This is a genomic window from Hymenobacter coccineus (genome assembly GCF_001816125.1).
Lineage (GTDB): Bacteria > Bacteroidota > Bacteroidia > Cytophagales > Hymenobacteraceae > Hymenobacter > Hymenobacter coccineus.
Map to the genome: position 1 here is coordinate 1 of NZ_MDZA01000422.1, position 25,799 is coordinate 25,799.

15 protein-coding genes and 1 pseudogene are annotated in these 25,799 nt (G+C 64.4%); 12 read left to right on the top strand and 4 right to left on the bottom strand.

From position 1 onward, the window contains the following. Positions 1–480: 480 nt before the first annotated feature. From BEN49_RS30245 to BEN49_RS20605, 5 genes are all read left to right on the top strand, one after another. A complete protein-coding gene (locus BEN49_RS30245; protein ID WP_262490230.1) occupies positions 481–612 on the top strand; it encodes a hypothetical protein in 132 nt (43 codons plus the stop codon). A gap of 184 nt (positions 613–796) precedes the next feature. Further along, the gene (locus tag BEN49_RS20590) at positions 797–1,603 is read left to right on the top strand and encodes a DUF4468 domain-containing protein (protein ID WP_070746304.1); all 807 of its coding nucleotides are present in this window, start codon (positions 797–799) and stop codon (positions 1,601–1,603) included. Between the two features lie 174 nt (positions 1,604–1,777). Beyond that, a complete protein-coding gene (locus tag BEN49_RS20595) occupies positions 1,778–3,109 on the top strand; it encodes a DUF2254 domain-containing protein (protein WP_070746305.1) in 1,332 nt (443 codons plus the stop codon). Positions 3,110–3,203: 94 nt separating this feature from the next. Then, positions 3,204–4,634, top strand: a complete 1,431-nt coding sequence (locus tag BEN49_RS20600; protein ID WP_070746306.1) for an MFS transporter — start codon at positions 3,204–3,206, stop codon at positions 4,632–4,634. 75 nt (positions 4,635–4,709) lie between these two features. Further along, a complete protein-coding gene (locus tag BEN49_RS20605; protein WP_070746307.1) occupies positions 4,710–5,228 on the top strand; it encodes a DinB family protein in 519 nt (172 codons plus the stop codon). A 172-nt stretch (positions 5,229–5,400) separates the two neighbouring features. Here the strand turns inward: BEN49_RS20605 and BEN49_RS20610 are convergent, their stop codons facing one another. From BEN49_RS20610 to BEN49_RS20620, 3 genes are all read right to left on the bottom strand, one after another. After that, positions 5,401–7,827 carry a T9SS type A sorting domain-containing protein gene (locus tag BEN49_RS20610; protein WP_070746308.1) on the bottom strand — a complete coding sequence of 809 codons (2,427 nt, stop codon included), beginning with the start codon at positions 7,825–7,827 and terminating at the stop codon, positions 5,401–5,403. Between the two features lie 627 nt (positions 7,828–8,454). Continuing rightward, entirely contained in the window at positions 8,455–10,125 is a 1,671-nt protein-coding gene (locus BEN49_RS20615; protein WP_070746309.1) for an amidohydrolase, read from the bottom strand. A gap of 56 nt (positions 10,126–10,181) precedes the next feature. Then, positions 10,182–10,952: an AMP nucleosidase gene (locus tag BEN49_RS20620; protein WP_070746310.1), complete on the bottom strand. Its 771-nt coding sequence runs from the start codon at positions 10,950–10,952 to the stop codon at positions 10,182–10,184. Between the two features lie 129 nt (positions 10,953–11,081). Here BEN49_RS20620 and BEN49_RS20625 point away from each other — a divergent pair, with 129 nt between their 5' ends. Both BEN49_RS20625 and BEN49_RS20630 read left to right on the top strand, forming a co-directional pair. Next, positions 11,082–11,552, top strand: a complete 471-nt coding sequence (locus tag BEN49_RS20625; RefSeq protein ID WP_070746311.1) for a type I restriction enzyme HsdR N-terminal domain-containing protein — start codon at positions 11,082–11,084, stop codon at positions 11,550–11,552. A 357-nt stretch (positions 11,553–11,909) separates the two neighbouring features. Then, a complete protein-coding gene (locus BEN49_RS20630; protein WP_317040487.1) occupies positions 11,910–12,656 on the top strand; it encodes a fumarylacetoacetate hydrolase family protein in 747 nt (248 codons plus the stop codon). A gap of 30 nt (positions 12,657–12,686) precedes the next feature. On the opposite strand, the gene BEN49_RS20635 is transcribed toward BEN49_RS20630, so the two are convergent. After that, on the bottom strand, positions 12,687–16,961 hold the full coding sequence (locus BEN49_RS20635; RefSeq protein ID WP_070746312.1) for a hybrid sensor histidine kinase/response regulator transcription factor: 4,275 nt from the start codon (positions 16,959–16,961) through the stop codon (positions 12,687–12,689). Between the two features lie 642 nt (positions 16,962–17,603). Here BEN49_RS20635 and BEN49_RS31035 point away from each other — a divergent pair. The 5 genes and pseudogenes from BEN49_RS31035 to BEN49_RS20655 all read left to right on the top strand — a co-directional run. Then, positions 17,604–18,463: pseudogene (locus BEN49_RS31035) on the top strand (beta-galactosidase); the annotation flags it as partial. Between the two features lie 126 nt (positions 18,464–18,589). Further along, positions 18,590–19,324 (top strand): glycoside hydrolase family 35 protein, encoded by a 735-nt coding sequence (locus BEN49_RS31040; protein WP_369073224.1) that lies wholly within the window; start codon positions 18,590–18,592, stop codon positions 19,322–19,324. A gap of 279 nt (positions 19,325–19,603) precedes the next feature. After that, on the top strand, positions 19,604–22,723 hold the full coding sequence (locus BEN49_RS20645) for a SusC/RagA family TonB-linked outer membrane protein (protein WP_083326304.1): 3,120 nt from the start codon (positions 19,604–19,606) through the stop codon (positions 22,721–22,723). Between the two features lie 21 nt (positions 22,724–22,744). Further along, positions 22,745–24,289 (top strand): RagB/SusD family nutrient uptake outer membrane protein, encoded by a 1,545-nt coding sequence (locus BEN49_RS20650; RefSeq protein WP_070746314.1) that lies wholly within the window; start codon positions 22,745–22,747, stop codon positions 24,287–24,289. Positions 24,290–24,388: 99 nt separating this feature from the next. Then, complete coding sequence (locus BEN49_RS20655; RefSeq protein ID WP_083326305.1) at positions 24,389–25,774, top strand: glycoside hydrolase; 1,386 nt, start codon at positions 24,389–24,391, stop codon at positions 25,772–25,774. Positions 25,775–25,799: the final 25 nt, after the last annotated feature.

A 25,799-nucleotide genomic window follows, 5' to 3' on the forward strand; every position in this document is an offset into this window, starting at 1 on the left:
CGGGCGGGCCGTTACCGAAAAGAATAAGCAGCCGGCCCCGGAATAACCTAACGTTCTGTGGCTGTGCTAGGACTTCCAGATAGGCGCCGACCTTCAGGTGCGGGGGCCGGTATGGGGTCGAATTGCGCGAGTCAGCCAGAATCTATGCCTTGGAATTACCCTTTCCACTCCCCATGCCTGCCACCGCATGTCGATTTCTTTTTCTGACCCGCCGCTGCTGAAGCTGCCCCTGCGCCCCGACCTGGACGTGCTGCTGGGCCGCTGGCACTACTAGCCCGACGACCCGGCCGCGCTGCGGCCCTGCTACGAGCAGCTGGCCGACCTGGCCGCGTCGGCCAACTGCCGCTTCTGGCTGCAAGACCTGCGCCGCCGCGCCGCGCCCGCCGCCGAAACCAAGAGCTGGTTGCTGGAAGAGTATTACCCGCAGGTGGCGCGCCGCCTGGGCCAGCGCCTGTTCGTGGCCTACTCTTCAGCTCATCCATGCACCGTCAAATTGTGGAAGCTCCCGATTATGCCCCGCCCGAAGCCTACGCGGTCCAGGTGTACGCGCTCGATTTTTTTGGCAACGAAGGCGACGCCATTGCCTGGCTGCAAGGGCACCAGGGCGCGTAGGGCCCCCGCCGGTGGCCCCGCGCGTAAGGGCACTTCCCCGCTGGCGGGGATGGCGCGCGCCGGGCCGTAACCTGGCGGCGCTGCTACTTTTGGGGCCCCGGGGGGATGGCCCCGGCTGCATGGGCCGCGGGCGGAAAATCCGCTTAGCTGCCCGCTCCCTCCTTCCCCTGCGTTGCTCCCCTTGATGAAAACTGCCTTTCTGTTCTGTTTGCTGGGGCTGCCGCTGGCCGCCGCCGCCCAAAAGCTGCCGGCCAACGACCCGCCCGTGACGTACTACATCGGGCTGGGCCGGGCCCCCCTGTACCGCAGCGCCGCCGATACCGCCGGCCGGCCCGCCAAGTACCTGCCCAGCCAGGCGGCCGCCGTGGTGGTGGGCCGCTTTTCGCCCCGGTGGGTAGTGGTCGAGCTCGGCGGCTTCCGCTACCTCGCCCCGGCCGACAAGCTGACCGACTACGACCCCGCCGACGCCGACGCGCTGCCCGTCGACCCCCGCACCCACCGCATCGCCTACGAAGGCGTGGTGCGCGTGGCGGGGGCCAGCCAGGCCGACCTTCTCGCCCGGGCCACCGCCTGGGTGGCGCAGGCCTACCCGCTGGCCAACGCCGTGGTAACGCCGGGCCCCGCCGCCGGGCAGCTGGTGGTAAAAGGCACCCAGATTGCCACCTTCCGCACCGCCTACGCCGGGGTGGCGCGCGGCAGCTACGCCGGCGTGGTGCGGCACACGCTCACGCTGTACGTGAAAGATGGGGCCTACAAATACGTGCTCACTGACCTGGTGCACGACGCCACCGGCACGCCCAATCTGCGCTCGGGCGGGGCCCTGGAGCAGGAAAAAGCCAGCCTCTTTGGCTACGCGGGCCTCGGCAGCCGCGCCTCCTGGGACGAGCTGAAAACTGCCGCCACCCGCGACGTGCGCCACCTGCTCGCCACCCTGCAAACGGCCATGACCCTGGGCGCCGCCCCCGCCCCGGCCGGCCCCGGCGACTTTTAGGGGCCCAGCCGATGCGATATTTTTGGGGCCCGGGCGCTGGGTCTTTTATCGACGTTTGGCCGGGAGTGGGTAGCTGATGGTAAACGGTACCAAATTGCCTTCCACAAAGCCGAACCCGCTGGCCCGTTGCGCGCCAACTTCCCGCATTTGCCTACCCAGTAAAAGCCCTACACCATGAATTTTCGCCTGCGCCAGTTGTGGCAGCCGCTCCGCGAGTCGCTGTGGTTTGTGCCGCTGCTGATGGTGCTGGCCGCGCTGGGGCTGGCCTATGGGCTGGTGGAATACGACCAGGCCAGCAGCGCCAGCGGCACCCGGCAGTTGCCGCTGCTGTTCGGCATCGACGCGGGCGGGGCGGGCGGGATGCTGAACGCCATTTCCGGCTCGATGCTGACGGTGGCGGCGCTCACGTTTTCGCTGCTGCTGGCGGCTATTTCGCAGGTCAGCAACCAGTACTCGCCCCGGGCGCTGCGCAACTTCATGCGCGACGGCGTGAACCAGTTCACGATGGGCTACTTCGTGAGCGTGTTCACGTTCGGGCTGCTGGTGCAGGGCACCATCCGAAGCGGGCGGGCCGACAAGTTTGTGCCCACCACGGCGGTGTTGGTGGGGCTGCTGCTGGCGCTGGGTGGGGTGGGGGCCCTCATTTTCTTCATCCACCACGTGGCCGAATCCCTGCAAACGGGCACGCTGGTGCGCCGCATCACGGCCGAAACGCAGACCGAAATCGACCGGCTTTTCCCGCTGCACTTCGGGCAGGAGCTGCACCCCGAGGCCCGCGCCGCCGCCGAAACCTTCGTGGCCGCGCCCGCGGGCTGGCAGCCGGTGCTGGCCACCGGGGCCGGCTACCTCCAGTACCTTGATAAGCCGGGCCTGCTGGCCTGGACCGTCCGCCACCGCACGGTGCTGCGCCTGGAGGTGCACATCGGCGACTTCGTGGGCACGGGCCAGCGGCTGTTCAGCGTGCGGGCGGGTATGGACCGCCCCGCCCCCGACCGCGCCGACTGGCCCGCCGACCTGCTCTGCTACGTGGGCCTGGGGCCCCACCGCAACCCCGAGCAGGACGCGGCGTTCGGCGTGCAGCAGCTGGTGGACATTGCCCTCAAGGCCCTCTCGCCGGCCGTGAACGACACCACCACCGCCATCATGGCCCTCGATTACCTGGGCGAGCTGGTGGGCCGCCTGGCCCGGCGCGAGTTTCCGGGGGCCCTGCGCGGCGACGGGCAGCACCTGCGGGTGCTGGTGCGGGCGTATTCGTTCGAGGACTACGTGCGGCTGGCTTTTGATTTGGTGCGCGAAAACGCCCGCGGCAACCCCGCCGTGCTGCGCCGCCAGCTGCGGGCCTTAGCGCTGGTGGCCAGCCAGGTGCGCGACCCGGCCCGCCGGCCCGTGCTGCGCGAGCAGGCTACGCTGCTCATGGCCTGCGCCCAGGCCAGCCTCAGCACCGACTACGAGCGCCGGGAGGTGCAGTGCCTGTACGACGAGCTGAGCCCGGCCTGGGCAGGCTAGGGGCCCCGGCGCGGCGCCGTTACCGCTATGTTATGCGGCGGGCGGCCACCCCCAAAACTTAGTATCTTGGCCGCTCACTCACTTACAGTAGCACATGGCTCCCACCGCCCCCGCGCCGGCCGTCGAAAAAGACAACAAGCGCATCACCACCGGCTGGACGTTCTACGACTGGGCCAACTCGGTGTATCCGCTCGTCATCACCAGCTCGATTTTCCCCATCTACTGGGGCAGTATCACCAAGGCCATCAACCCCACCGACGAGGTTGATTTCCTGGGCTTCCACGTGCCCGGCTCGTCGCTGCTGACTTACGCCATTTCGTTCGCGTTCCTGCTCATTGCGCTGGTCAGCCCGTTCCTCACGTCGCTGGCCGACTACTCGGGCCGCAAGAAGCTGTTCCTGCAAATCTTCTGCTACCTGGGGGCCCTGAGCTGCGCCGGGCTGTACTTTTTCACCAAGGACAACCTCACGCTGAGCACGTTCATTTTCATTGCGGCCACGGTGGGCTTCAGCGGCAGCATCGTGTTCTACAACTCGTACCTGCCCGAAATCAGCTCCGAGGAGAAGTTCGACTCGCTCTCGGCGCGGGGCTTTTCGATGGGCTACATCGGCTCGGTGCTGCTGCTGGTCATCTGCCTGGGCATCATCATGGGGCCCCACCTGGCGGGCGGTCCGGAAGGCGTGGCCTTGTTTGGGATGAGCACGGGGCAGGCCACGCGGCTGAGCTTTTTGCTGACGGGCGTGTGGTGGATAGCCTTCGCCCAGATTCCGTTTTTCACGCTGCCGCCCGACACTGGCCGTGCGGCCGATGCCCCCGTCAGCGAAGACGGCTGGCTGCTCAACGGCTTCCGCGAGCTGGGCAAGGTGTGGGAGCAACTCAAGCAGCAGCCCAACCTCAAGCGCTTCCTGCTGGCCTACTTCACCTACAACATGGGCGTGCAAACGGTGATGTACGTGGCTACTATTTTTGGCGACAAGGTATTGCACCTCGACAGTACATCGCTCATTACCACCATTTTGCTGCTTCAGGTGGTGGGTATTTTAGGGGCCTGGCTGTTTGCCAAAATCTCGGAGCGCATCGGCAATACGCGGGCGCTGAGTTGGGCCGTGTTCATCTGGATGCTCATCTGCATTGCGGGCTACTACGTGCAGGCGGGCTGGAGCTTCTACGCCCTGGCGGGGGTCATCGGCCTCACCATGGGCGCGGTGCAGAGCCTCTCGCGCAGCACGTACTCCAAAATCATCCCCGAGAACACGCCCAACGCGGCCGCTTATTTCAGCTTTTTCGACGTGGTGGAGAAGCTGGGCATCGTCATCGGCACGCTCTCCTTCGGCCTGATTGGCCAGATTACGGGCTCGATGCGCAACAGCATCTTGTCGCTCATCGTGTTCTTCATCTTCGGCCTGGGCTTCCTGCTGACGCTGCGCGGCAAGACGCTACGCGACACGCCGGCCACCAACCCCGCCACGTTTCCGGGGCCCCCGGCCGCTTCGTCCGCCGCCAGCACCCCCAGCACGCTGAAGTAAACGGCAGCTAGCTCCGTCCTAACCCAGCGGAGCGCGGGCCGACGCCTCGCCCCAATTTTCCATTCCCATCCACCCATGCACACTTCCTCTCTCCAGCAAAACATCCTCGCCGAGCTCGACCACGAGCTGGCCGTCACCCGCAAAGTGCTCGAGCGCGTGCCCGAGGACCAGTTCCAGTATCAGCCCCACCCCAAGTCGATGAAGCTGGGGCAGCTGGCTTCGCACATCGTTAACCTCTTGGCCTTCAAGCAGCTGTTTGTGGATAAGGACGAGCGCGACTTCCTGGACCCCAACGCCCCCAAGCCGGGCCCCTCGCCCACCACCAGCGCCGAGCTGCTGGCCCGTTTCGACCAGTACAGCGCCAGCCTCCGGCAGGCCCTGCAAGCATCGGACGACGAGAAGCTGACCCATTCCTTTCAGCTGCGCCGTGGCGAGCAAGTGCTCATGAACCGCCCCAAGGGTGCCGCCCTGCGCATCATGGGGCTGAACCACAGCATTCACCACCGCGGCCAGCTCACGGTGTACCTGCGCCTGCTCGACATTTCGGTGCCCGGCGTGTACGGCCCCAGCGCCGACGAGACGGGCAGCTTCTGATTGAAACAGGGTTGGGTACGGCGCTACCGCCGGTGTGCTTTATCAACCGCCGCACGAAAAGCCCCAGCGCCCCGGGTAGTTAACAAAAAGGTCCGATTGGCGCATTGCCAAGCGGACCTTTTTGTTAACTACCCGGGGCGCTAAGTCAGCGTTGGGCGGCTGCGTTTGCCGGTTATTGCTTGGCGATGCGCAGGGCCTGGGGGCCCTGGGGTGTTTCGACGCGGAGCAGGTATACGCCGGCTGGCTGGGCGCTCAGGTCTACCGTGATGGCCTGGTTGCCGGCCATTACGGGCTGCTCGAAGCGCAGCACCTGGGCGCCAACCATGTTCACAACCGTGCCGGTGATGGTGGTGGCGTTGGCGGTGTTGAGCGTCAGCACAACCGGGCCGGTGCTGGGGTTAGGCGAGGCGGTTACGGCCACGGCGGTTGGGGTACCCTGCACAACCACTACGGGCGAATAGGAGGTGATGCTGTCCGTATCAACTTGGCTTAGGCGGTAGTACGCCACCGTGCTGGCCGGCTTGGCATCTACCAAGCGGTAGTCGTGGCGCGAAGAGCTGGTGCCGGCGCCGGCCACTTGGCCCAGGGCGTAGAAGTGATGTCCGTCCAGGCTGCGCTCCACCGTGAAGTGGTCGTTGCGCAGTTCTGTTGCCGTGGCCCAGTTGCAGGTAACGGCGCTGCCGGTGCGGTTGGCTGTGAAAGCAATCAGCTCTACGGGCAGGGGGGCGGCGGGGGCGGTGTTCAGGCTGAAAGGCGAGAAGTCGGTGATGCCGGTGCGGGTAAATTTGTAGACCTGGCTGGCAATCAGTGCGGCGGTGCCTTTCTGTTTGTTGTCGTCGTCCCACTTGTCGTTGTGGTAGTGGCCTACCATCACCTGGGCCGGCAACATGGTGGCGGGTAGCTCGCTTTGCAGGGTCATTGTCACGTTGGCGCCGCCCAGGTCGGCTTCGCTCACGTACCAAGTGTGGGTTACGTAAGTGGTCGAAGTCGTCAGCGGCGCGCCTTTGCCTTTCATGTCATTGCCCTTGCCTTTATTATCGTCGCTGTTGCCGGAAGATACAGGTATAGCGATGTAGGCAGTAAATACGCTGTCGCTCAACGCAATACCGAATACATCCTCCTTGGCCGTGGTAGTTTGGCTAAGCCAGGCTGGGTTATAGGTCGTTTGGCCAACCGGAAACAGAACGGGCGTGTTGTTGGCAGAAACTGTTTGGCGCAGCGCACCCCCGGTGTTGGTGCGGACATACGCAGTGCCGTCGGTGGTTACGGACCCGCCCTTTAGCACCGTTAGGTCGTAGATGTTCAATTGCAGGATGCTGCTGCCGGTCAGGCCCAGGGTACCGTACACCGATATGTTGCGGGCCAGTATTTTTACGCTGCTGCCGTTGAGCTTGAGGTTGCCAAACACGGGGCAGGTAATGGCAACGTCGGCGCGTTCAGTGTTGTAGTAAACCGTGCTTTTAGGGCTCAGCTTGCCCAGCGCAGGTAGGGTGCCGTCTTTACCGTTGATTTCCAGCGTGCTGTTATCGGTGACGTCGATGGTAGTTGCTAAATGGTTGTCCGTGTTCATTATTACCGACACGGCCCCAGCAACGGTGCCGTCGCCCAGCACCAGCTTTGAGTTTGCGCCGCTGATGATGTTGCCACTTAGTTGCAGCGGCTTTTGGGTGGTATTGGAAATAGCGTAGAAAATTTGGTTATCAAGGGAAAAGGAAGTGGGGTTGATGTTACCCGTTTTCGATACCCAGCTCTTTTTATCGTCAAACGCGCCTGAACCTGCGTAGTAGAAAATGTTGGCGGTGCCCGTGCCCGTGCCTGTCACCACATCGCCGGCTTCCGGCGTCACAGTCACGTCGTCGATGGACAGACCGTTGCCGTTGGTGTTCTGGTTCATCACGTATTTCCAGCGCAGCACCACTTCCCGGCCCGCTGGCAAGTTCAGGTTTTTGATGGTAGTGCTCAGCACCCGGCGGTTGGCGGCCGAGTTGCCATTCTTGCTCGAAACGACGGTGGCCGTCGAGGGGGCATCGATACCCAGGGTAGGCACGTTCGTCCAGGCGCCGGATTCCATCATACCCGTAAACGTCGTCGCCGGCACCTGGTAGTCAAACACTAACTGGGCTTTGTCCATCTTGCCCGAGTTGTACCACTGCTCCATGGCGTAGCCCACTTCCAGGTTGGCAATGATGCGGTCCGTGTTGTTCACGAAGCGCATGGCCACGTAGCCGTTGCCGGTCAGTGGGTAGCCGTTCGAATAGAACGTGGTGGCGATGCCGCCGAACGCGCGGTCGGTGCTGCCGTTCGTGCCAAAGCTGTAGTAGTTCGCATCTGAGTGCTGCACCCCGTCGTTGCCGTAGCACGGCACGGCCGCGCCGCCCTGCGGGTAAGCGCCGTAGCCGTTGAGCACGGCCTGGGCGTACACCCCTTTCAAGGTCGTGTTGTTCACAAAATCCACCTCGGTCGTGGAGGCCGAGAGGGTATTGAAGTTTTGCGTGTAAGGAGCAAAACTGGTAAGCGGAACCTGAGCCAACGCCGGAGTAGCCATTTTGCCCAGAACCAGTGCCACGGCCGGGAGGAGCTTAGAGTAGAATTTATTCATAACGATAAGGTGTGAAAGAGCAGAAATTGTACTTTGATAAAACCGGCCTAATTCAAACCAAGGGTGGCTTCGGGTGAGGGGTTTTAGAAGCCGGTTGAGGTCAGTTGCATTAACTCTCCGTTGCTATCTGATTGTAAAATTGTGGCTAGGGCCCCGGCCGTGGTCAGCCGTTTCGGCTAACAGCAGCATTTCCTCGGCAAGCGGCGGCCGGCAACGGACGATGCATTATTCAATAGGTTTGTATAACGTAAAAAAGCCGGTCCATCCGGACCGGCTTTTTTTGCAGTATAATTAATTCGTTGGAGCTTGTAATTAATTTAATAATTAGCAATTTTGCTTGAAATACCTGCGCTGGCAGGCTGTATAGGCCATATTGATTGTACGCGGGTAATACTCCAGTTTAAAGAGCTGCATAAGCGAAGCAGCAGGTTGTCGGCCTTATTCGCCGGGTTTGCAGCGGCTACAACGGAGCAATTTTGCGCTGACAGCTTTCAATTACCGTCGTGGCAAACAATGCGCCGCGTCACGGCATTGCACTTAAAACAGAAGCAAGGGTTGAAAGCAAAAAAGGGCCGTTCCATAATCCACGCAGGAATTATAGAACGGCCCCTTGCTGCTTGTTATTCCTCAGTTTTTAACCGAATACACTTGTTTCCCGCCAATCCACGTCTGCTGCACCTTCGCGCCGTGCAACTGCTCGTTGGGGACCGTCAGGAGGTCGGTTTTCAGCAGCACGAAATCGGCCAGCATGCCGGGCTTAATTTGGCCTTTGCGCCGCTCCTCGAAGCCGGCGTGGGCGGCCCAGGTGGTCATGCCGCGCAGGGCGTCGGGGCGGCTCAGGGCGTTTTCCATCTGGAAGCCGCCGGCGGGGAAGTTCTTGGCATCCTGCCGCGCCACGGCGGCGTGGAAGCCGTAGAGTGGGTTGATGTCCTCCACCGGAAAGTCGGAGCCCAGCGCCACCTGGCCGTACTGCTTGCGCAGCACCTCGTAGGCGTAGGCGGTTTTCAGGCGCGGGGCCCCCAGCCGCTCGCCGGCCCAGTACATATCGGAGGTGGCGTGGGTGGGCTGCACCGACGGCACGATGTGGTACTGCCCGAACTTGGCCACGTCCTGCGGGCTCACCACCTGGGCGTGCTCGATGCGCCAGCGCCGGTCGGGCTGGCCCTTCAGCGCGGCCCCGTAAATGTCCAGCAGCAGCCGGTTGCTAGAGTCGCCGATGGCGTGGGTGTTCATCTGGAACTTGGTGGCCGCCAGCTCTTTGGCCAGGTTGCGGTAGTAGGCGGGGTTTTGAAGCAGGAAGCCGGTTTCCTTGGGCCGGTCGGTGTAGGGGGCCAGCAGCGCCGCCCCACGCGAGCCCAGGGCCCCGTCGGCGTACACTTTGAAGGAGCTGATGGTTAGGGCATCGCTGAAATAGGGCCCCCGCGGCAGGTAGTACGCCTTGTTCTCCGGCGTCGGGTTCAGCATGGCGTAGAGGCGCAAGTGCAATTTGCCTGCTTGTTGCAGCGCCGCCATCTGGTCGATGTCCTCCTTGTCGAGGCCCGCGTCGGCGAGGCTGGTGAGGCCCACGGCGAGGCAGTTTTGCTGGCCTTGCAGCAGCAAGCGCGCCGCCTCGGCCGGGCTCGGCTCGGGGATTTTGGCGGCCACCAGCTTCACGGCATTGTCCACGAGCAGGCCGGTGAGGCGGCCGCGGGCGTCGCGCCCAATCACGCCGCCGCTGATGGGCGTGGCCGCCGTGACGCCGGCCAGGTCCAACGCCTTTTGGTTGGCCACGGCGGCGTGCCCGTCCACGCGGGCAATGAGCACGGGCACGTTCGGAAACAGCTGGTCCAGCGTGTCTTTGGTGGGGAAGCGCTGGCCGGCCCAGTCGTTCTGGTCCCAGCCGCGGCCCGTGAGCCAGGCCGCCGCGGGCTGCTGCTGGCGGTGCCGCACCAGGCGGCCCACCGTTTCGGCCCACGACGTAGCCCCCACCAAATCAGCCGCTTGCAGCCCCAGTGCGTAGCGGTAGAAGTGGCAGTGCGCATCGTAGAACCCAGGGTAGATGAATTGCCCGCCGGCGTCCACCGTTTGGGTGGCTTGGTAGCGGCCCTGCAAATCGGCCGCCGTGCCCACGGCTACAAACTTGCCGCCGCGCACCGCAAACGCCTGCGCCTTGCTGAACGCCGAATCAACGGTGTACACCGTGGCGTTGGTCACCAGCAAATCGACGGCCTCGCGGCGCGGTTGGCAGCCGTTCAGGGCCCCCAGAGCCAGCAGCGCCGCGCCCAGCCCGGGGCCCCAAAACTTAGTAAAAGACGTCATTTGCAAAGATTTAAACTAATCAGCGAAATCACGGTTAATCATTGAAAATCAGTGATCTAATCGAACCGCATGTGCTTCACCGACTCGCCCGAGTTTTTCAGCTCCAGCAGCGACTCGATGCCAATTGTGAGGTGCTGCTGCACGAAGCTGGTGGTCACTTTCGAGTCCGACTCCGACGTTTTCACGCCCTCGGGCGTCATCGGGTTGTCGCTCACCAGCAGCAGGGCCCCGTGGGGGATGTCGTTCATGAAGCCACACACGAAAATGGTGGCCGTTTCCATGTCCACGGCCAGGGCCCGCACCCGGAGCAGGTAGTCCTTAAATTCCTGATCGTGCTCCCACACCCGGCGGTTGGTGGTGTACACGGTGCCGGTGTAGTAGTCCAGCTCGTGCTTCTTAATCATGGAAGAAACCGCGCGTTGCAGCCGGAAGGAGGGCAGCGCTGGAATCTCCTTGGGCAGGTAATCGTCGGAAGTACCATCGCCGCGGATGGCCGCGATGGGCAGCACCAGGTCGCCGAGCTTGGTCTTTTTGAGGCCCCCGCACTTGCCCAAAAACAGCGCTGCCTTGGGCTTCACGGCCGAGAGCAGGTCCATCACCGTGGCCGCCATCGGCGAGCCCATGCCAAAGTTGATGATGGTGATGCCGTCCGCCGTGGCCGACTGCATCGGCTTGTCGAGGCCACGCACTTTCACGCCGAACTGCTCGGCAAACATGTGCACGTAGTTGCTGAAGTTGGTGAGCAGGATGTACTGCCCAAATTCGTCAATTGGTACACCCGTGTAGCGTGGCAACCAGTTGTTTACGATTTCTTCCTTGGTCTTCATGGGGGCAATAAGTAAATGGGTGAATGAAAGAATGAGTGAACAGGTGCCGAGGAAAACGGCCCGGGGCCCTTCCTCATTCACCCATTCACTCATTCCTGCATTGAAAGGGCCCCCGTAACTTTGGAGGTGATGCAAGTGTTGGACCTGCCGCCTTTCGAGGCCAAACTTACGCAATCGGCCACAAACCAGCCGCTTATTTGGGACGGCCTGCGGCGCAAGCACGTGGTGCTGACGCCCGAGGAGTGGGTGCGCCAGCACGTGGTGCACTACCTGGCCGGCCACCTGGGCTACCCGCGCGGCCTGCTGGCCCTCGAGCGCGGCCTGCGCTACAACCAGCGCCAGAAGCGCACCGACCTGCTGGCCCTGGGCCCCACCGGCCAGCCCCTGCTGCTCGTCGAGTGCAAGGCCCCGCACGTGGCCATCGACGCGGCCGTGGCGCGCCAGGCCACCACCTACAACCAAACCGTGGGGGCCCCATTGCTGCTGCTCACCAACGGCCTGGTGCACTATTGCTGGCGCGTCGATTTCGCGGCCCGCACCAACGAGCGGCTCGATGAAATCCCGGCCTTCGCGGCCGCCGTGGCGCTGGCCGGGCCGTAAAGCCATTGGTTATCAGTTGCTCATCATGGAAGTTATGCTGATCCAAAACGGGGTGGTCCGGCGACTTTTTCAGTGGTCGGGTCACTCTGACTACTGCCCGGGGCCCCTGTTTTTTTGAGCAAGCGTGGCCCGACGAAGCCCTCCAGGCAATTCGCCGCACCACCCAGTTTTGGACCGCTAGTTCGAAGGTTTTAGCAGGGATCCCCGGCGAGCAGCTGCACCCAAAAGCTACATGACAACGGATAACTAACTGCCAACCCATGTAATTATTCCGTTGCGGCCCGCGGGGACGCGAGCAGCCCGGCGTGCGCACCGCCGCTGGCCAGCACCTCGACGTTTCGGCGTTTGGCGAAGATTATGATGAAGCCTTTTTCGGCACCGCCGGCCCGCCTCGCCGCCGGGCTGGGGCCCCACGCCGCCCAGTGCCCCGCCGTGCCTGGCCTGGGCAGCTGCGTGGCGCGGCCGTCCAACATCATGTGCATCGGCCTGTACTACCGCGGCCACGGCGCCGAAGCCGGCCTGGGTTTCCCCACCGAGCCCGGGTTTTCCCTCAAGGCCACCACCGCCCTTCGTGGGCCCCACGACGACGTGGTGCTGCCCCGTGGGGCCGAAAAGCTCGACTGGGAAGCCGAGCTGGCCTTCGTCATCGGCCAAAAAGCGTCCTACGTGTCGGAAGCCGACGCGCTGGGCCACGTGGCCGGCTACACCATCCTCAACGACTACAGCGAGCGGGCCTTCCAGCTGGAGCGCGGCGGGCAGTGGACCAAGGGCAAGAGCGCCGATACCTTCGCGCCGCTGGGGCCCTACCTCACGCCGGCCACCGCCGTGCCCAACCCCGAAAACCTGCGCATCTGGCTCAGTGTGAACGGCGAAGCCCGGCAAGAAGCTACCACCGCCGACCTGGTGTTCGGGCTGGCTAAAATCGTCAGCTACGTCAGCGAGTTCATGACTTTGCTGCCCGGCGACGTTATTTCGACCGGCAGCCCGGCCGGTACCGGCGTGGGCCTGCACCCGCCGCAGTACCTGCGCGCCGGCGACGTGGTGGCGCTGGGCATTGCGGGCCTGGGCGAGCAGCGCCAGCGCGTGGCGGCGTTTCCGGGGTAGGGGCCCCGGGCCAGGGCCCCCGCGCGGGTGTCAGTCGTCGGTCGTTGCCAGTGCGTCGCCCTCCGCCACTACCGCTTCCCGGTCGGGCCGGTGCTGCTTGGCGTACTCCGACGGGGCCATGCCGTAGATTTTCTGGAACGTTTTGCGGAAGTACTTCACGTTCTCAACGCCCACCTGAAAGGCGATTTCGGTGATGCGCAACTGGCTGTGGGTGAGCAGCTGGGCCGCCCGCTTCATGCGCACATCGCGGATGAACTCGACCGTGGTTTGCCCCGTGATGCTTTTGATGCGGCGGTAGAGCACCGACTGGCTCAGGCACAGATCGTTGGCTAGCACCACCACCCCGAAGGTGGGGTCTTCGAGGTGCTGCTCCACGGCGCGCATGGCCTGCTCCAGAAAGGCGCGGTCGGCGTCGGCGATAACGATTTCGTTGGGTTCGAGCAGAATCTGGCGCTGGTAGAACTCGCGCATTTTCAGGCGGTTGCGCAGCAGCGTGGCGGCCTTGGCTTGCAGCACCAGCGGGTTGAAGGGCTTGCTCACGTAGTCGTCGGCCCCGGTCTCGAGACCCTCCACCTCGTGCAGCGCGGCGGTGCGGGCCGTGAGCAGCAGCACCGGAATGTGCGCCGTTTTGGGGTGCTGCCGGATGCGCTGGCACAGCTCCAGGCCGTCGCTGCGGGGCATCATCACGTCGCTCACCACCAGGTCGGGGCTGCGGGCCAGCACCTGCTCCCAGCCTTCCTGGCCGTCGGCGGCGGCCAGCACCTCGTAGTCGGCCTCGAACAACTGCTGCAAGTACTGGCGCACTTCGTCGTTGTCTTCCACCACCAGCAGGCGCGGGCGGGTGGTCTGCGCGGCCGGGTGGGAGGGGAGGGGCAGTTCGCTGGCCTCAAAACCGGACATATTATCCAGTGCGTCAGGCTGTTCGGTTTCGGGCAAAATGTCGGCGGGGTGCAGGTGCGCCTGGCCAAACGGCAGCCGCAGCCGGAACGCCGTGCCCGCGCCCACCGTGCTTTCCACCGCAATGGTGCCTGCGTGGCGCTCGGCAAACTGCTTGACCAGCGAGAGCCCGATGCCGGTGCCCGTCATGCGCAGGGTATCGGTGTGCGAGGCCTGGTAATAGGGGTCGAAAATGCGCCCCAGCTCCTCGGCCCTGATGCCAGTGCCAGAATCAAGAACGCTTATTTCCAAGTAGTTGCCTATCAGAAGGTCCTGTTCAAACACGGCCTCGCCGCCGGGGCTGCCCACCACCGTGGCCGCCAGCTCGATGCGCCCGCCCGCGGGCGTGTACTTGAACGCATTGGCCACCAGGTTGGTAAGGATGATTTCGAGCTTGCTGCGGTCAAAGTACAGCGGCACGGCCTCGGCGGGTACGTCGAGGGAATAGGTGAGGCGGCGCTCGGCGGCTTTTTGCTCAAACGCCCGAAAAATATCGGTCAGCAGTGGCACCGCGTTGCCGTAGCTGGCCCGCAGCGGCACGTTGCCGCTCTCCACTTTGCGGAAGTCGAGCAGCTGGTTCACCAGGTCGAGCAGCTTACGCGTTTGCCGGTGCATAAGCTGCACCTTGTCGCGCATGCCGCTCACCGGGCCGGGGGCCCCCATTATCTCCTCCATGGGCCCCAGAATGAGGGTAAGCGGCGTGCGCAGTTCGTGGCTCACGTTGGTGAAAAAGCCCAGTTTGAGGTTGGTCAGCTCCTTCTCCTTTTCGGCCTGAAACTGTTCCAGCGCCAGCTTGTTGCGCAGCCCCTGCTGGGCTATTTCGAAGCGCCGATACAAGACGATAACGCCCAGCAGGACAAGGGCGTAAAACAGGTAGGCCCAGCCGGTTTTGTACCATGGGGCCAGCACGTCGAACTGCATGGTGGCCAGCTGGCGGGCCCACGCGCCCTCGCCGTTGTCGGCCGTCACCTCCAGAGTGTAGCGACCGGGCGGTAGGTTGGCAAAGCTGGCCGTGCGCTGGCCGGGGCCCGGGCGCACCCAGTCCTGGTTGTAGCCGCGCAGGCGGTAGGCGTAGTGGTTCTTCTGCGGATTGGTGTAATTCAGGGCCACAAATTCCACCGAAAAATCGTTTTCGGCGGCCCTGATGGTCACCGTCTGGGGCTCCGAAAAGGCCTTGGTGAGCAGCACGCGGCCGTTGAACACCTGCCCCACGCCCACTGGCCGGTTCATCACGCGCAGCCCCGTGAGCTGCACCACGGGCGGCGTGGGGTTGGCCTGAATGGCGGCCGGCTGGAAATAATTGATGCCATTAATGCCCCCGAAATAAAGCGTTCCGTCCTGGGCCCGCGCCGCTGCCCCAATCTTGAAGGCGTTGCTTTGCAGGCCATCGGCCACGTCGTAGCGCAGGTACCGGCGGGTGCTGGGCGTGAAGCGGTAGAGGCCGGTGCCGCCAATCCAAAGGTTGCCGGCATCGTCGGGTAGCAGGCTTTCCACATCGCTCTCCGGCAGGTACTTAACAAACGACTGCATAGTTTCGTGGCCCTGGGCATCGGTGCGCAGCTGGTGCAGGCCCCCGCCGATGGTGCCAATCCAGAGGGCCCCCTGGCGGTCGAGCAGCAGCGGCCACACGTAGTTGACGTCCAGGCCGTTGGGTTGGCCCGGGGCGTACTGGTACTGATGCAGCAGGGTCAGCGCGCCGGGGGCCGGGCGCAGTTTGAGCAGGCCCGCGTTGCGGGTGCTGGCCCACAGCACGCGCCGCGCCGGATCGTAGAGCAGGTGGGTGAACTGGTTGGTGGGCAAGTGGTTGCGGGCCATATCGTAGGTGCCCTGGTACTGCCCGCTAGGCCCCAGGCGCAGCAGCCCCGCCGAAAACGTGGCTACCCACAGCGTGCCTTCGCCGTCCTGGGCCAAGTGCTCAATGCTGGTACTAGTGAGGTCGAAGCCGGTGGGAAGGCGGGTGTAGCGGGTCAGCTTTTCGCGCCCCCCGGTGCGCTTCAGCGACAGCAGCCCGCTACTGCGGGTGCCAAACCACAGGGTGCCATCGGCAGCCTTGAAAATGGTGGATACGTCCACGCCCCGCGTGGCATCTTCCTGCTGGTTGAAGTAGTTGCGGTAGGTGTGGCGGACTAGGTTGTAGGCGGCCACGCCGTTGCGGGTGCCGAACCACAACGTATTGGTGGCCTCCTCTTTATAAATGGTATTGATGTAGTTGTTCGACAGCGTGAGCTGGCCCACCAGCTGCCGGCGCAGCTGGCCGAAGGCCCGTTGGCGCAGGTTCACCTTGTTGAGGCCGCCGGCCGAGGCGCACAGCCAGATGGTCTGGTTGCGGTCTTCAAAAATGTGGTGCACGCGCTCCGAGTTGATGCTGAACGGCTCGCCATCCTGGGGCAAGAACAGGGTGGGTCGGCCCGCTTGCAGTGGCAGCGCCCCGCCCGCTGGCGCGCCGGCCTCCCACACGTAGAGGCCGTAGAGCGTGCCCACCCACAAGCGCCCCGCCGAGTCGAGGTGCAGCGCCTGGATGCGCGGAAACTGCTGGGGCAGGGGGTGAGCGGCCAGCTCGCGGCCGGTGCGGCGGTTGGCGGCCGGCACCCAGTAAACCTGCCGCTCGGCGCCCACCCACAAGTCGCCCCGCTGATCGAGGCACAGGCTCGCGATATGCTTGCTGGCGAAGCCGGTAGCCTCCACTGGCCAGGCCGGTTCGGCCGTCCGGATGACCACCAGGCCCGCGCCCAAAGTTCCCGCCCACACGTTGCGCTCGGCATCTACAGCCAGGCTCGTGATGCGCAACAGTGCGGGCCGTCCCGCCGCGGTGGGTGGCAACTGGCGCAGGGTCAGCACGCGGCCTTGCGGGCCGAAGGTGAGCACAAAAATGCCGTGCTGGATGGTGCCTACCCACAGGTGGTGCTGGTTATCAAGGGTTAGCACAGTCACGTCGCTCTCGGTGAGCAGGCGGGCGGCGGCCTGGTCGGCGGGCGGCGCGGCGTGCTCATCGAAGTGCCGGAATGCGTCGTGGGCCGCGTCGTAGTAGCTCAGGCCGGCCAGCTCGGTGCCCACCCACAGCCGCTCGTCGGGGCCCACCAGCAGGGCCGTAATGCGGTTGCCCGACATGCCGTTGCGGGGGTTGGTGGCCAGCATGTAGGGTTTGAGGCTGTAGCCGTCGTAGCGGTTCAGGCCGCGGTTGGTGCCAATCCAGAGGAAGCCCGCCCGGTCCTGGGCCACGGCCATGGCGTCGCTGTGCGAGAGGCCCTGGTCCACGGTGATGTGCTCGAACCGAAAATCGCTCAGGGCCACATCCTGCGCCTGGGCAGCCGGGGCCAGCAGCCCGGCCCACAGCACCAATAACCAGCGGAAGACTAGGGGAATTTGCACGGGTAGCGGCGGGTAAATTGGGTCCCTATGGCGCGCAGCATCGGCGCCGGGGCCCCCGTTTGTTACCCTAAAGTTAAGGCCGTTTCCCGGCCGGGGCCCCACCACTGGCAAACGGCGGAGCCCTCCGATTGGTATGTGCCCGGGGCCCGCGCCCCGCCCGCCAGGCCCCGCTGGTGCCCGCCGTGGGGCCCTGGCCGGCAGCCCCCGCGCTTGCCCAAGCCGCTCGCTATTGGCCAGCTACTCCCTAGCCGGCTCTGGGCTAAAAAATGCGCTGAAAACCATCATAAGCAGTGTTATATTGATTTTAGGGCTGCTTTTTGACTGATTATGGCCCCCTGGCGGGCAAACCAGGCCCCTAATTTTGCTTCGGAAATCTGCTGCGCGGTCCAGCCATTGGGGCCCCGGCAGTTGCCTTTACTTCTTTCCGACGGTCTTCCCCACCCGCCTCCGCTCATGTCTACTCTTCGGCTCCCTCAGTACTTACCCCACCTGTTGCTCGCGGCCAGCCTGGTGGGCAGCGGTGGGGCAACGGGGGCCCCGCGCCCGACGCCCCGCCGCCCCGCTGTCAAGCCGGCCCCCGCACCGCGCCACACCTTTGCCCTGGGCCGCGACCAGTTTCTGCTCGATGGCAAACCTTTGCAGATGATTTCAGGGGAGCTGCACTACCCCCGCATCCCGCGCGAAGCCTGGCGCAGCCGCCTCAAAATGGCCAAGGCCATGGGCTTGAACACGATAGGTACCTACGTGTTCTGGAACGTGCACGAGCCCCAGCCGGGCAAGTACGACTTCACGGGCAACAACGACGTGGCCGCCTTCGTGAAAATGGCCCAGGAAGAAGGCCTGTGGGTGATTCTGCGGCCCAGCCCCTACGTGTGCGCCGAGTGGGAATTTGGCGGCTACCCCTACTGGCTCCAGAACGTGCCCGGCCTGAAAGTGCGCAGCCAGGAGCCCCAGTACGTGGCCGCCTACACCCGCTACCTCCAAGCCGTGGGCAAGCAGCTGGCCCCGCTGCAAGTGGCAAGGGCGGGCCCGTGCTGATGGTGCAGGTCGAGAATGAATACGGTTCCTATGGGTCTGATAAAGAATATCTTGCACTGAATAAAAAACTGTTCGAGCAAGCCGGATTCGATGGCCTGCTCTACACCTGCGACCCCGTGAAGGACGTGGCCGCCGGCCACCTGCCCGGCCTGCTGCCCGCCGTGAACGGCACCGACAGCCCGCGCCAGATCCGGCAGCTCGTGAACACCAACCACGCCGGCCAGGGGCCCTACTACGTGGCCGAGTGGTACCCGGCGTGGTTCGACTGGTGGGGCACGCCGCACCACACGGTGCCCGCCGCCAAGTACGTCGCCGGCCTCGATTCGGTGCTGAAAGCCGGCATGAGCATTAACATGTACATGTTCCACGGCGGCACCACGCGGGCCTTCATGAACGGGGCCAACTTCAAAGGCGATACCTCGCACTACGAGCCCCAGGTGAGCAGCTACGACTACGACGCGCCCCTCGACGAGGCTGGCAATGCCACGCCCAAGTTCCGCGCCTTCCGCGACGTCATTGCCAAGTACCGGCCCGCCGGGCAGCCGCTGCCGCCCGTGCCCGCCGCCAAGCCCAGCGCGGCCCTGCCGGCCATGCAGCTCACCCAAAGCGCCAGCCTGCTCGACCGCCTGCCCGCCCCCGTGGCCAGCCAGAAGCCGCTCACTTTCGAAAACCTCAAGCAGGCCTACGGCTTCGTGCTCTACCGCACCACGGTGCCGGGTGGGGGAAGTAAAATGCTGAAAATAAAAGACCTGCGCGACTACGCCGTTGTCATGGTCAACGGCAAACGGGTGGGTACCCTCGACCGCCGTGAGCGCCAGGATAGCCTGCTCGTGGCCCTGCCCGCGGGCCGGGTGCAGCTCGACATTCTGGTGGAAAACCTGGGCCGCATCAACTTCGGCGAGTACCTGCTCCAGAACACCAAGGGCATCACCAGGAGCGTGGCCCTCGGCGGCCAGGAGCTCACCGGCTGGCAGCAGTTCGGCCTGCCCTTCGACCAGGCGCCGGCCGTGGCGGGGCCCCGCGCCAAGGCGCTGGCTGCTACCAGCGGCCCGGCCCTGCGCACCGCCACCTTCACCGTGGCCACGCCCACCGATACCTACCTCGACATGCGCCCTTGGGGCAAAGGCGTGGCTTGGGTGAACGGCCACAACCTGGGCCGCTACTGGGCCATCGGGCCCCAGCAAACCTTGTACGTGCCGGCCGAATGGCTCCGGAAAGGCGCTAACACTGTCACCGTGCTGGAGCTGCTCAAGCCCCAGCAGAGCGCCCTCACTACCCTCGACCACCCCATCCTGAGCGAGCTGCGCGCATTGGGCGCTTTATAGGGCCGCGCGCGGGCAGTGCGCGCAAACGGTTGCTTATCAATTGTTTGTTGGATAAGTGCCAACGCAATCATTCCCGTACTGGGGCCCTATTTGACGGGTTTTGACCCCTATTTCGCCCGAAATGGGGGCCCCGGTGGCGGGTGGCGGCCAGTACTTTTACACTGCTTCCCAGCCGCCGCGCGGCGACTAATAATTGGCCCGCGCCGGCCGGTTTCTTCTTCTGATTTTTACCTTTTCCCACCCAGGCAGGCTTCGGCCTGCCGCCTATTCCCCTTGCTGATGCAGGCAAAATCTATACTCCTCTGCGGCGCCTTGCTGCCGCTGGCGGTGGCCGCCGTCCCCGGTGCGGCGGGTGCCCGCTCCCTGGCCCACCCCGCGGCTACCCGGCGGGCCGCCGCGGCCGATACGCCTATTTCGGGTACCGTGGTCGACGAAAAAGGCGCCGGCCTGCCCGGCGTTACCGTCGTGTTGAAGGGCACGACGCTGGGCGCTTCTACCGACGTCAACGGCGGCTTCACGCTGCGTATCCCCGACGGCACCGTGGGTGCCACACTGGTGATTTCCTCGGTGGGCTACAACCGCCAGGAAGTGCTGGTGGGCCAGCAAACGACCTTCAACGTGCGCCTGACCGTGGCCGCCCAGGCCCTCGACGAGGCCGTGGTTATCGGCTACGGCTCGCAGGAGAAGCGCACCGTGACCAACGCCGTGACGACCGTGCAGGGCGCTGAGCTGGCCAAGCTAACGGTGAGCGACGTGGGCTCGGCGCTGCAAGGCAAGGCGGCCGGTGTGACGGTGATCGGGGCGGGCTCGGAGCCGGGCGCGACGCCCCAGATCCTCATCCGCGGCATCTCGACCATCAACGGCAACAGCCCGCTCTACGTGGTGGACGGCCTGCCAGTGAACGACATCAACTACCTCAACCCCAAAGATGTAGCCACCCTCACGGTGCTCAAGGATGCGGCTTCGGCGGCCATCTACGGCTCGCGGGCGGCCAACGGCGTGGTGCTGATTACGACTAAAGCGGGGGCCCAGGGCGCCCCGGTGATAACGGTGGACGCCACCACTGGCGTGTCGAACCCCACGCGGCTGCCCCACTTGGCCTCGGCCAGCGAGTACGCCCGCATCATGAACCTGGCGGCCGCCAACTCGGGCAACGCCGCGGTGTACCCCAACCCCGAGCAGTACACCCAAACCACCGACTGGTGGGACCAGATTGCCCAGCGCGGCATCACCCAGAACTACTCGCTGGGCCTGTCGGGTGGCAGCGACAAGGTGGTGTACTCCACGGGCCTGAGCTACTTCAAGGAACGCGGCCTAGTGCGCGGCTCCGACTTCGACCGCCTTTCACTGCGCGTGAAAACGCAGTACCAGGCCGCCAAGCGCCTCAAGGTGGGCCAGGACCTGAACATCTCGATGACCAACCAGAAATACATCGACAACGGCAGCCTGTTCCGGGATGCGTTCCGCGACGACCCCATCACCCCGGCGCGGGTGGCCGGCACCTCGGGTAATCCCTACGACTACTACGGCGCCTCGCCCACCGACATCGGCAACCCGCTGGCCGTGGTGGAGCGCAACGACGAGAAGCGCAACCAGTATTTCCTGGTGGGCACGGTGTACGCCAACTACGAATTCATCCCCGGCCTGGTCGCCGAAACCCGTTTTGGGACGAACACCAACTTCTACGAGCGTAACGTTTTCAACCCTTTCTACACAATCGATGCCAACGAGCGCAACCAAGTTAACTCGGTAACGCGCGAGCACAACCTTAACATTTACTGGAACAACACCAACACGCTGACCTATACAAAGTCGTTGGGCGAGCACAATTTCACGGCGCTGGCGGCGGCTACGTTCGAGAAATTCAGCTACCGCAACGAGCGGGCTTCGGGCCAGGCCATTCCCAGCAACGACCCGAGCCTGCGCCAGCTCGACGCGGCCACGGCCAACTACAACGCCGTCGGCAACAACAACTCCAACACCTTGGCCTCGCTCATCGGGCGCGTTACCTACGACTACAAGGGCCGATACTTGCTCTCGGCCAGCGTGCGCCGCGACGGGGCCTCGGTGTTCCCGACCAACAGCCGGTTTGGCACCTTCCCGTCGCTGTCGGCCGGCTGGCTCATCACGGACGAAGAGTTCATGAAGTCGTTTGAGACGATGAACTTCCTGAAGCTGCGCGCCAGCTGGGGCCGCGTGGGCAACCAGAACATCAGCAACCTCACCAACGCCGCCTACACCGGCACCTTTGGCAAAACCTACTACGTGACCGGCGACGACCGCACGGCGCAAGTAGCGGTTATTCAGAGCAACGTGCCCAACCCCAACGTGAAGTGGGAAACGGTGGAGGACTACGACCTAGGCCTCGACTTCGGCTTCTTCAGCAACAAGCTGACGGCCACGTTCGACGTGTTCCGGCGCAACACCACCGACATGCTCATGTTCCAGGCCATTCCGGGCCACGCCGGCTACGGCTACAACAGCCCGGTGACCAACATCGGCAGCATGAAAACCAACGGCTTGGACTTCACCGTGGGCTACGCCGAGGCCAAGGGCCCCTTCACCTACGGCCTGAGCGTGAACGCCACCCGCGCCATCAGCAAAATCGGTACGCTGGCCAACGGCCAGGCCCTGTACTCGGGCAACACGCCCATCTTCGGCCGGCCCTCCAAAACGGAGGAGGGTGGCAACGTGGGGGCGTTCTTTGGCTACCAGACGGATGGCATCTTCCAGACGGCCGACGAAGTGACCAGCTATAAATCGGCCAGCGGCGCGGTCATCCAGCCCAACGCGGTGGCCGGCGACTTCAAGTTTTCCGATCTGAACGGCGACGGCGTGATTGACGCCAACGACCAGAAATACATCGGCAACCCCACGCCGGCCATGACCTTCGGCGTGAACCTGAACCTGGGCTACAAAGGCTTCGACCTGCTGGCCTCGCTCGTCGGCAGCCTCGGCAACGACGTGGTGAACGCCAACAAGGGCTGGTGGTACTCGGGCAGCTACAACTACAACAAAATTGCGGGCCTCGAAAACCTGGCCTGGCACGGCGCGGGCACGTCTAACTCGGTGCCCCGCATCGCGGCCAACGACAACAACCAGAACCTCACGCGCTTCTCGAACTTCTACGTGGAAGACGGCTCCTACGCCCGCCTGCGCAACCTGCAGCTCGGCTACACCTTCCGCAAGGAGATGATGAGCGCCCTGCACATGGCCAGCCTGCGCCTCTACGTGAGCGGCCAGAACCTGTTCACCTTCACCAAGTACAGCGGGGCCGACCCTGAAATTGGCTATGGCCGCTCGTACACCGACGCCTCGTCGGCCCTGAACCGGGGCGTGGACCTGGGCAACTACCCCACCACCCGCACCTACCTGGTGGGCGCCAACATTGCGTTCTAATTCCTTCCCACCCGCTCTATCATGAAAAATTCTAACCGCATTTTGATCCTGGCGCTGGGCTTGGGCCTGAGCTTGGGCGCGCAGTCGTGCAAAGACTTCCTGGACATCTCGCCCCAGGGCCAGCAAACCACGGACAACTACTACACCACCGCCGACGAGTGCAAGGCGGCCGTGATGGGCTGCTACGCCCTCTCGGACCAAGACGACTGGTGGAAAATTGACCGCACCCGCATGTTCGGCGACGCCGGCTCGGACGACGCCTGGAAGGGCAACGCCATTGCCGGCGACCAGCGCGAGTTCGGCGACTTCGCCCGCTTCTTCTGGCTGCCCAACAACGAGTGGTTCGACAACCGCTACACCCACATCTACCAGGCCATCGGCAACTGCAACGCCGGCCTCGTGGGCATCGACAGGGCCCCCATCGACGCCACGCTGAAGCAGCAGCTGCTGGGCGAGCTCAAGTTCATCCGGGCCTACAACTACTTCGAGCTGGTGAAAGGCTTCGGCGGCGTACCGCTGGTGCTCACGCCGGTGTCGCCGGCCGAGTCAATCGCCATTCCGCGCGCCACGGCCGCCGAGTGCTACACCCAAATCATCAAGGACTTGCAGGAGGCCGCCGCTGTGCTGCCCGAGAAAAACGCCCGCGCCAGCGCCGACAAGGGCCGCGCCACCAAGGGCTCGGCCAACGGCTACCTGGCCAAGGCCTACCTCTACACCGAGCAGTGGGCCCTGGCCCAGCAAACCGCCGAAACGGTCATCACTTCCGCCCAGTATAACCTGAACGATGCCTTCAGCAACGTGTGGAACGTGAACAACCCCAACGGCAACGAGTCAATGTTTGAGCTCAACTACAACGCCAACCAGACCTTCAACCTCGGCACCTACCTCACAGTGGTGATGCGCAGCCGCGCCGACGGCGGCTGGGGCTTCAACACGCCCAGCAGCAACCTGGAGCAGGCTTTCGGCAACGACCCGCGCCGCCAGTGGACCATCATCAAGCAGGGCGACAACGTGGGGCCCAAAACGGCGAACTTCGACTACTCGAACTACGACACCAAGCTCGCCGAAAACGAGTCGGGCCGCATCAGCCGCAAGATGTTCCTGCCCCTGGCCGACCGCCCGGCCAACGAGGGCAACCACGCGCCCCTCAACCGCATCGAGCTGCGCTACGCCGACCTGCTGCTGATGCACGCCGAGGCGTCGAACAAGCTGGGCCAGGACGCCAAGGCCCTGACCTCGTTGAACTTGGTGCGTGCCCGCGCCAACCGCCTCAGCCCCGGCACGGTGCTGCCCCGCACCAGCAGCGGCGCGCAGCTGCTGAGCGACATCTGGCTAGAGCGCCGCCTGGAGCTGGCTATGGAAGGCCACCGCTACTACGACCTCGTGCGCCAGAAGCGCCTGGTGGCCGTAATGCAGGCCTTCAACGCCGCCCAGGCCACCAACACCGACCCTTATGACAAGGGCAAAACCAAGCCCCTGGTCTCGGAAACCAACAACCTGTTTCCCATCCCGACCCCGCAGATTCAGCTCTCGGGCGGCACCGTAACGCAGAACCCGGGCTACTAGCCCGCTGGGGCCCTAGCCGGGGTCCAAATTCCTATCCAAGGCCCCGCCTGTTTGCTCACCGAGCGGCTCGGCGGGGCCTTTTTCGTCTTGCTTTCGACCATGAACTATCTGCAAAAAATCACCGCCGCCTGGGTCCTGGCCGCCGCGCTATTGGCCGCCGTGCCCGCTTGCAGCCAGCGTGCCCCCGCGCCCGCCGGGGCCCTAACGGTGCGCATCGACGCCGCCCGCACCTACCAGACCATCACCAACTTCGCTGCCTCCGATGCCTGGGCCGGGCAGTTTGTGGGCACCTGGCCCGCCGCCAAAAAGGAGGCTATTGCCGACCTGCTGTTCAGCACCGCGGCCGGCCCCGGCGGCCAGCCCAAGGGCATTGGCCTCTCCATGTGGCGCGTGAACCTGGGGGCCGGCAGCGCCGAGCAGGGCGAGGCAAGCGGCATCAAGGACGAGTGGCGGCGGGCCGAGTCGTTTTTGACCCCGGCCGGCACCTATGACTGGAACCGGCTAGCCGGCCAGCGCTGGTTTATGGCGGCGGCTAAGCAGCGGGGCGTCAAGCAGTTTCTGGCGTTTCTCAATAGCCCGCCCGTGTCGCTGACGCGCAACGGCAAGTCCTACGCCACCGCCAAGCAGCCCAACCTGGCCCCGGATAAGTTTGGGGCCCTGGCCGACTACTGCACCCGCACGATAGAGGGCGTGCGCCAAAAAACCGGTATCACCTTCGCCTACCTCAGCCCCGTAAACGAGCCGCAGTGGGACTGGAGCGACGGCGGCCAGGAAGGCACGCCCTTTCAGAACGAGGACGTGGCGAGTATTGCCAAAGCCCTGAGCGCGAGCCTGGTGAAGGCCAAGCTCCCAACCCAGGTGCTGGTGGCCGAAGCTGGCAAGCTCGACTACCTTTTTACCACGGCCGACAAGCCGGGGCGCGGCGACCAAATTGGCGCTTTTTTCAGTGACAAAGCGGCTCCGACCTACCTCGGCGGCGCGGCGCGGGTGGCGCCCATCATCGCGGGGCACAGCTATTTTACTACCTCGCCCTATCCCCAGGCCGTGGCTACGCGTGAGCAGCTGACGGGCCGGGTGGCGGCCGTGCCGGGCCTCACGTTTTGGCAGTCGGAATACTGCATTTTGGGCGATAACGCGGGCGAAATCAACGGCGGGCCGCGCGACCTGGGCATGGCCCCGGCCCTGTACCTGGCCCGCACCATCCACGCCGACCTGGCCGTGGCCAACGCCGCCGCCTGGCAGTGGTGGCTGGCCATTTCGGCCTACGACTACAAAGACGGCTTGGTGTACGTGGACAAAAACAAGGCCGACGGCAACTTCTACCCCAGCAAAATGCTGTGGGCCCTGGGCAACTACAGCCGCTTCATCCGCCCCGGCGCCGTGCGCCTGTCCGCGCAGCTCGACGCTGCCGGGGCCCCAGCCGGCGCAGGAGCCCCACTGGTATCGGCCTACCGCAGCGCCGATGGCCGGCAGCTCATACGGTGATTGTCAACGACTCGGACGTCGCGCC